Annotated in this window: 2 protein-coding genes and 2 pseudogenes; 1 reads left to right on the forward strand and 3 read right to left on the reverse strand. The window is 68.8% G+C overall.

What is annotated here, in order from left to right:
• Positions 1-102: 102 nt before the first annotated feature.
• Positions 103-969: pseudogene (gene tnpC, locus V7Q31_RS16135) on the forward strand (IS66 family transposase); the annotation flags it as partial.
• A gap of 13 nt (positions 970-982) precedes the next feature.
• Here the strand turns inward: tnpC and V7Q31_RS16140 are convergent.
• From V7Q31_RS16140 to V7Q31_RS16150, 3 genes and pseudogenes are all read right to left on the reverse strand, one after another.
• Positions 983-1,117 (reverse strand): annotated as a pseudogene (locus tag V7Q31_RS16140) (IS3 family transposase); the annotation flags it as partial.
• A 171-nt stretch (positions 1,118-1,288) separates the two neighbouring features.
• Positions 1,289-1,843, reverse strand: a complete 555-nt coding sequence (locus V7Q31_RS16145) for a hypothetical protein (protein ID WP_333834885.1) — start codon at positions 1,841-1,843, stop codon at positions 1,289-1,291.
• Between the two features lie 29 nt (positions 1,844-1,872).
• Positions 1,873-6,852 carry an Ig-like domain-containing protein gene (locus V7Q31_RS16150; protein ID WP_333834886.1) on the reverse strand — a complete coding sequence of 1,660 codons (4,980 nt, stop codon included), beginning with the start codon at positions 6,850-6,852 and terminating at the stop codon, positions 1,873-1,875.
• Positions 6,853-7,359 lie beyond the last annotated feature (507 nt).

Below are 7,359 nucleotides of genomic sequence, written 5' to 3' on the forward strand. Positions count from 1 at the left end.
GCGCCGCGCGCGTCATCGCGCCCTCGCCCTCGACCTTCGAGCGGCTCTGCGCCGCTGCGCTTGTCGAAGCGGAGCGGCAGGTCTTGCGGGTGTTGGCCGGGGCTCCACGGCGACGACACCACCGTGCCGCTGCTGGCGAAGGGCAAGACCGAGACCGCCCGGCTCTGGACCTATGTGCGCGATGACCGCCCGTTTGGCGGCCGAAGCCCGCCCGCCGCGCTGTTCCGCTTCTCGCGCGACCGGCGTGGCGAGCATCCAAAAAAGCATCTCGCCGGCTGGGCCGGAGTGCTGCAGGCCGACGCCTATGCAGGCTTCAACCCCCTGTTCGGCATAGCGCGCAAGCCGGGGCCGATCCTGCCCGCGTTCTGTTGGGCGCATGCGCGGAGGAAGTTCTTTGAGCTGGCCGACATCGCCGCCAAGGCCCGGCGCGGCAAACAGGCGCCGCCGATCTCGCCGCTGGCGCTGGAGGCCGTGAAGCGCATCGACGCGATCTTCGACCTCGAGCGCGCCATCAATGGACTGCCGCCCGACCAGCGGCTCGCCGTCCGCAAGGCAGAGGTCGCGCCGCTCGTCGCCGCCCTGCACGCCTGGATGAAGGCCGAGCGCGCCCGGCTCTCGAAGCATGCCCCCGTCGCCAAGGCCATGGACTACATGCTGCCCCGCTGGGACGCCTTCACCGGCTTCCTGACCGACGGGAGGGTCTGCCTCACGAACAACGCCGCCGAGCGCTCCCTGCGCGGCGTGGCCCTCTGCCGCAAGGCGTGGCTCTTCGCCGGCTCCGAGCGCGGCGGCGACCGCGCCGCCTTCTTCTACACCCTGATCGCCACCGCCAAGCTCAACGACGTCGATCCTCAGGCATGGCTCGCCGACGTCCTCGCCCGTATCGCCAACACGCCGATGTCGAAGCTCGACGAGCTGCTGCCCTGGAACTGGGCAGCCCAAAGAAACCCCGCCGTCAAGGCCGCGTAACCGCGGCCCTCACCGCAGGGGTACCGATCTTCGGCGCGATCGCAACGATCGCCGCCCAGCGAGAGCCGTGCTCAGCCTCGCTGCCCAAAACCATCCGCACGGCGCGCTCGCGGACCTCAGCGGAGAACTTGTTCGTCGTCTTGCTCATGGGGCTCCATCCTACTCAGGAGTGGGAGCCTCCGGCAGACCCGGCGCGGTTCAAGGTGACATGGTTCGATGAGGCGGAGGCGGCAGCTCTGGTGCTTGTCCAGAAGTAAAGCCGATTAAGGGCGTGTGCTTCCGACCGAAGGTAGGCTCCAGCATCGCGCCGATCCACGCCTCACGCGCTGGGCGAACCCTTCCTTCGCATGATCGCGATGCTCAGCAACCCGCCGAGAAGCAGTGGAGCCGCAGGTGGAAGCGGAATGACGGCGAGGTCGTCGAACCGCCGAAGTTCGACTGTCCCTACGCCTGTAGCCGCCGGAAAGGCGGGATCCTGAAACAGCGCCAACAGTCCTTCTCCGGCGAACTCGGCAGCTGCTGCTCCCCGAACGTCAGCGAGCAGCAGCGCCAGAGAGCCAGGACCGAACTCCACCATATCGAGGCCCATAGCGTCGACGATCTGCGTTCCGTCGGCGTCGGCGACCAGAATGGCGACGTCGCGCGGGTTGGCGCCGTCGGTCCCGGGATCGAAGACGCCGGATACAAAGAGGTCGAGCCCGCCGTCCAGCGCGCCAATTGCGAAGGCGACCCCGACCTCTCGGTCGATCTCGTAGTCGACAACGCCGGAGTAGATCACGGTCGACGGACGCTCAAGGAGCGTGGCCGCCACCGCCGACGGCGCAATGCCCGCAAGCGACAGGCTGGCGAGGAGGATGCGCGCGATCCGCTTCATGGGCAGGCTCCGTTCTCGACGCGGGAAGATCAGACGAAGAGGTCGTCGCCGAGCCCGGCGACGATATCGGCGTGGTCAAGCGTGACGCCGGTGACGAACAGCGTGTCGCGGTCGGGCGTCGCGAGGGTGATGATGCTGGAGCCGCCGAGGGCGCGCAGGTTGTACTCGGCGCCGCCCAAATCGATCAGGTCCAGACCCTGCTCGAAGTCGCGCAGGTAGGCGACATCGCGCACGCCGTCGTCGGCCGAGCGGCCGAACACGAAGACGTCGGCCTCGGCGCCGCCGAAGACCTGCGTCGCCCGCGACGACCCTATCAGGATGCGGTCGGCGCCGTCCGTGCCCTCGATGCGCGGCTGGTCTGGCGCGCCCTCGATCACGTTCACCGTCTCGGCGACGCCGGTCACGGTCACGGTGACCGTCGCCATGACCGCGTCCTTTCCGTCGGTGGCGCGGTAGGTGAAGCTGTCCGTCGCGGTCTCGCCGGCGGCCAGCCCGTCGAAGACCCCGTTCGGATCATACCGGAAGGTCCCGTCGCCGTTGTAGCTGACGATACCCAGCGCGCCCGAGGCGTCGAAGTCGAAGAACGCCACCTGATCGCCGAGGTCGAGATCGAAATCGTTGGCCAGCACGTTGCCCGTGTCGAAGGCGGCGTCCGCCGTGGTCTCGAAACCCGGGCCGCCGTCATCGACCACGACCGGCGGCCGATTGTCCCTTGCGCTGGCGACGGTCACGCCATCGGCCGTCAGCGCGAGCGTCAGGTCGCCCGCGCCCGGGCCGCTGAAGGCGACGGCGGCCGCGTCGAGCCCGGTGACGCTCGCGCCGCTCAGCAGCGGCGGCGCGTCGGCGAGGTCGAAACCCTCGGCCACCGTGATCTCGATGGTCGCGCCGGTCAGGTCGAGCGCGCCGGTCGCCTCGATGCGGTCCGAGCCGTCGGGGCCGACCTCGAGCAGCAGGCGGCCCGAGATCGCCGCGTCGCCTTCGATGCGCAGCAGCCCGGGGCTGAAGCCCGGCGCGATGATCGCATCCGGATCGGCCCGCAGGTGGCCGGTTATCCGGCCAGACCCTGCAAGCTCGCCGCCTGCCGCGACCTTGACGTCGCCGACCACGCGCGCGACGCCGTCATCGCGATCGTCGAGCACGAGGCGGGCCGCTCCGGCCACGTTGACGGTCCCGCCCGCGAGCGCGGCGTCACCCCCGTCTGCGCCATCGATGAAGACCGTGACGCCGGGCCGAAGCCGCATGGTTTCAGCGCCTGGCGCGAAAACGTCCTCGACGCGGATGACCCGCGCGACTGCCCCTGGTGAGTCCGAAAGGCCCAAACCAGGGCGAAAGTCGATGGTCTCAAACCCGGTGAAGGACCGGGCCGCGGCGAAAACCTCGTCACGCGCCTGCGGCGTGGCAGGGGCGCTCATGTCACCGCCGCCCGGACCGTCCGCCGGCCCCAATTCGACGATCAGCAGATCGTCGTCGGCGCCGCCGTCCACGACCTCCGGCGTCCGCGCGCCGATGCGGTGGAGGTAGGTGTCCCTGCCTCCGCCGAGCGCGACGTTGCCATAGAGAGCGCCAGCGTTCGCGACGGTCTGGTCCCCATCGTCGCCGAGAATCGACCGGCTCGCCGCTTCGATGACCCCTTCATTGATGAGCGTGTCGCCGTCGCTGAGACTGACGCCGACGCCCGCGATACCGAAGACGAGGATGTTCTGAACCGCCCCGTCCCTGGAGAAATAGCCGGGGGCGGCGGGCTCGCCGACGAGCTCCTGCCCGACAAGGTGGATCGTCTGGCCGCCTTCGCTGCGCAGCCCAACCGCGCCCGGTCCCGATGCGAGGATCTGCGAACGCGGGAAGAACTCGCCGCGGTTCGAAGACACGATGGTTTCGAACGAGGGGCCAGAATCCGCATTGGCGAAGGCCCCAAGTTCGATGTCGAGACGCGGCGCGCTTGCCGCGCCCAGCCCCAGGAGGACGCGCGATCCCTCGCCTTCAAGAGCGAGTCCGACCGTCGTTCCGGGTGCAGCGCCATCGCCCGCAACCACGTTGATCTGGTTGGCGAGGTAGATGTCGGGGTTGTCGGCGGCTGTCAGCTTGAGACCGATCGCGCCGGTTCCTTCGCCGATCGCCTCTATCCCGCCGATCAGCGTCACCCGCTGCACGTCGCTGGCGATTTCGGCCCCCGTCGCGTCGGCGCCGACCGCTCGGATCGAGAAGGGGCCGTTGGGGTTATCGTTGAACTCGAGTTGGATGAACGGCGGACGACCCGCGCTGCCCGGGTTAGCGGCTTTGGGCGCGTCGAGCACCAGCCCTCTGGCTCCCGCGCCGCGCGCCTCGATCAGGCTCTGGGACAGGAACTCCAACTGCGTCGCGACGCTCTCGTCTACTTCGATCAGTACCCCGGTTGCGTTCGCGCCGATCACCGTGATGCCGGCGTCCGCGCCGAGTGCGCTGAAGTGACCGAAGGCCACCCGCTGAGGCGCATCGTCGCCCCGGGCCGTCATGCGCACGCCAAAGCCGTCGTCGCCCGTGACGATGATCCTGCCGTCGTTCTCGACGCTGTCGACGGCTTCCGCGTCCGCTGCGCCGGCCTCAATGCCGATGGCGCGCGCGCCCTCTATGTCGATGACGCCCGAGTTCCGGATCTCGATGCCGTCGGCGAAGGACCCGACGCCGAAGGCGTCGTCGCCACGGATCGTCATGCCCTTGCCGCGCGCGTCGTTGACGAAGACCAGCCTCGAGACCTCGGGAATCTCGTCCTCCGGCAGCCCCTCGCGGTCGACCTCTACGATGCCGTTGCCGGCGCGGAGGTTGGTGTCGAGCGTCACCTCGAAATCGCCCAGCAGCGCCATGGCCGGAATCTCGCCGGCGGCGAGCAGACCCTCGGCGCCCTCGGGCGCGCCTTCGGCGTCGCGCAGCGCGATCCGCCCGGTAACCGCGGTCGCGCGGATGCCGCCGCCGATCAGACCCTCGACATCGACGATCAGTTCCGACTCTGTCGCGTCGACGTAGCGGAGCGCCTCGCCGTCGGCCTGCTCGAGCGTGACCGGCCCCAGCACGCCGTCCTTGCCCATGGTCAGCGTGAAAGCGCCCACTGCCCCGCGATCCTCGACGCCGAGCGCCTTTTGACCCTCGACCGAGGCGATCAGCGCCCCCCGGATCTCGCCGTCATTGCGCACCGTCCCCGCCGTTGACAGGAACAGCACCGAACCGTCGATGAGCCCGCGGCTGTTTTGCGCGTCGCCGCCGCGGTTGATGATCGTCGCGGTGCTCTCGGGCCGGTCCACCAGCACCGCCACGGGAAAGGGGTCTGCGTCGTCGCGGTCGGCCACTGCGGTCGTCCGTATCTCGCCTGCGTTGTCCAGCGTGACGCCGGCGCCGCCGAGATGCACCGTGACGCCATCGCTGCGCAGGATGCCGTCGGCCCGGTTCTCGATCGTGCCGCCGTCCAGATGCGCCAGCGCCGCCGGCTGGTAGGCAGCCGACGCCCCGCGCGGGTCCAGCGGATCGAGCCGCGCGCCGAACCCGGCCCGCGTCTCGATCGTCCCTTCGTTGACGAAGACGCCCGATCCGGCGGCGATCAGCCGCTCGGCGAACTCTGCGCCGACCTCGGCCAGCGCCTCGAAATACAGCAGGTCCTGAAAGCCCAGCACCTCCGGCCCGCGGGCGGCCAGCACCGGGAACGGCGCCTGCGTCAGGGCCCCGCTGCGCCCGACCCCGCCGATCTGCACGCCGACCGAGCCCTCGCCCGTCGTGACCACCGTCGCGTCCAGGGCGTTGGTCAGGTTCAGGCCGGAGCCGTTGGCGGCGATGCCGACGCTCCGCGCGCCATCGGTGCGGATCTCGCCCTCGTTGCGCAAGACGTTGCCGTCGCCGAACAAGCCCGCCCCGCCGGTCGTGTCGCCGTCGGTCCGGATCTCGCCCCCGGCCCGGTTGAGCATCGCGTTGCGGTCCCCGGCGACGGTCAGCCCAGCCCCCAGCTCGCCGGTCGCGCGCAGCAGGCCGCCGTTCTCGAAGACGCCGTCCTGCATGGTCAGGTCGACGGCGATCGAGAAGCGGCCCTCCACCGTGATCTCGGCCTCGGTCATGATGGTCGGGCGTTCGGCGAAGTCGGCCACCAGCGAGGTTTCCGGATCGTCCGTCTCCTCGGTGACCGCGAAGACCACGAGCCCCGGGGACTCCTCGCCCTCGGTGCGCGCGACCAGGCTCGGGCCCAGCGTCACGGTCTGCTGGCGCCCCGCGATCTGCATTGCGGGCGACAGCTGCCCGACGGTCGTGATGCGGGCACCGAACTCTGCGGTCCCGATCGCGACGAAAATGTCGTCGCCCAGCGTGTCGACGGCGGCGAGGAACTCGGTGTCGGTGGCGATCAGCGTCTCGGCGGCCAGCCCGACGTTCAAGATCGCCGCGTCGCCCAGGATGCCCACGGCGCGCCGGTCGCCTCCAGGGGGCGTGACGTCCGGGCTGCGGATCTCGCCGGCGATGTCGACGGTCGCCTCGTCGCCCGAGACCAGCACCGATCCAGCGAGACCCCGGTTCGCAACCGCGACCCGGTCTCCCCCGACCTCGAGGCCGACGTCGAGCACGCCGTCCTCGTCGTTCAGCGCGACGGCGTCGTCGCCGATGAGCTGGGCACTCCGGGCGGTTCCTGCATTTAGGAAACTCACGTCGGCGCCGCGGACGGTGTAACTGACCGCCTCGCCGTTGTTGATCACCTCGGCGCCCGGGCCGTTGATCGAGACGGTCCCGTTGAAGCGAACCTCGATGGGACCGAATTGCGGGTCGAGGTTCCGGAGCGTCAGCGTCTTCGGCTCGATCGTGCCGTTGTTCACGAAGTTGACGCCGGTGCCGCCGAGAACCACTTCATTGGTGACGCTGTTCACGGTGACGGATTGCGCGCCGGCGATGGAGACCCGTTCGATTGGCGCAGCGACGGTCGTCGAGCCGGGCCCGAACCCGAGCACGAAAAAGTCGTCGACCCCGTCACCGTTCGCGTCGACGCCTATGCGTTCGATAGTCAAAGTGGCCTCCGCAAATCAGTTTCATTCTGCAGTCGAAGCACGAAACACTGCCGCCAGTTATGGGGCTTGATACCTCGAGTATTTGGCGTGCGGTGATGCCAGTGACTTGCCTCCCGGGCAAGGAGCCAGGATCAATCGGGACCACGAGGCATTGGTCGCTGAGCCGGAGTGGCGCTGACGCAGATCTTGTGTAATAAGTCTATGGAGATGGCTTGTGCGGCGTCGGCTCCTCTCCCGCCGAGGCAAGACATTCGGCTTGACAAGGAATGCGCCCCAGCTCGTGGAGTTTTCCGATATTCTCATCAGAAAATTTTCCGGATAGGAAATACAAGCTGTTCCGCGGAGCTTATTGTTTGAAGTACTCACAAGTGAATGTCTGATCGAATACCGCGCCATGGAGATCGCTCCCGTCAGCCTCGCTTGAATCGATCACGCACAGACAATTTAACGATGATCGGCGGCGACGCTGTCACCCGCGCGGGCGACAGCTCAGCGAAGCGCGCCCTG

This window comes from Rubrimonas sp. (assembly GCF_036788415.1).
GTDB lineage: Bacteria > Pseudomonadota > Alphaproteobacteria > Rhodobacterales > Rhodobacteraceae > Rubrimonas.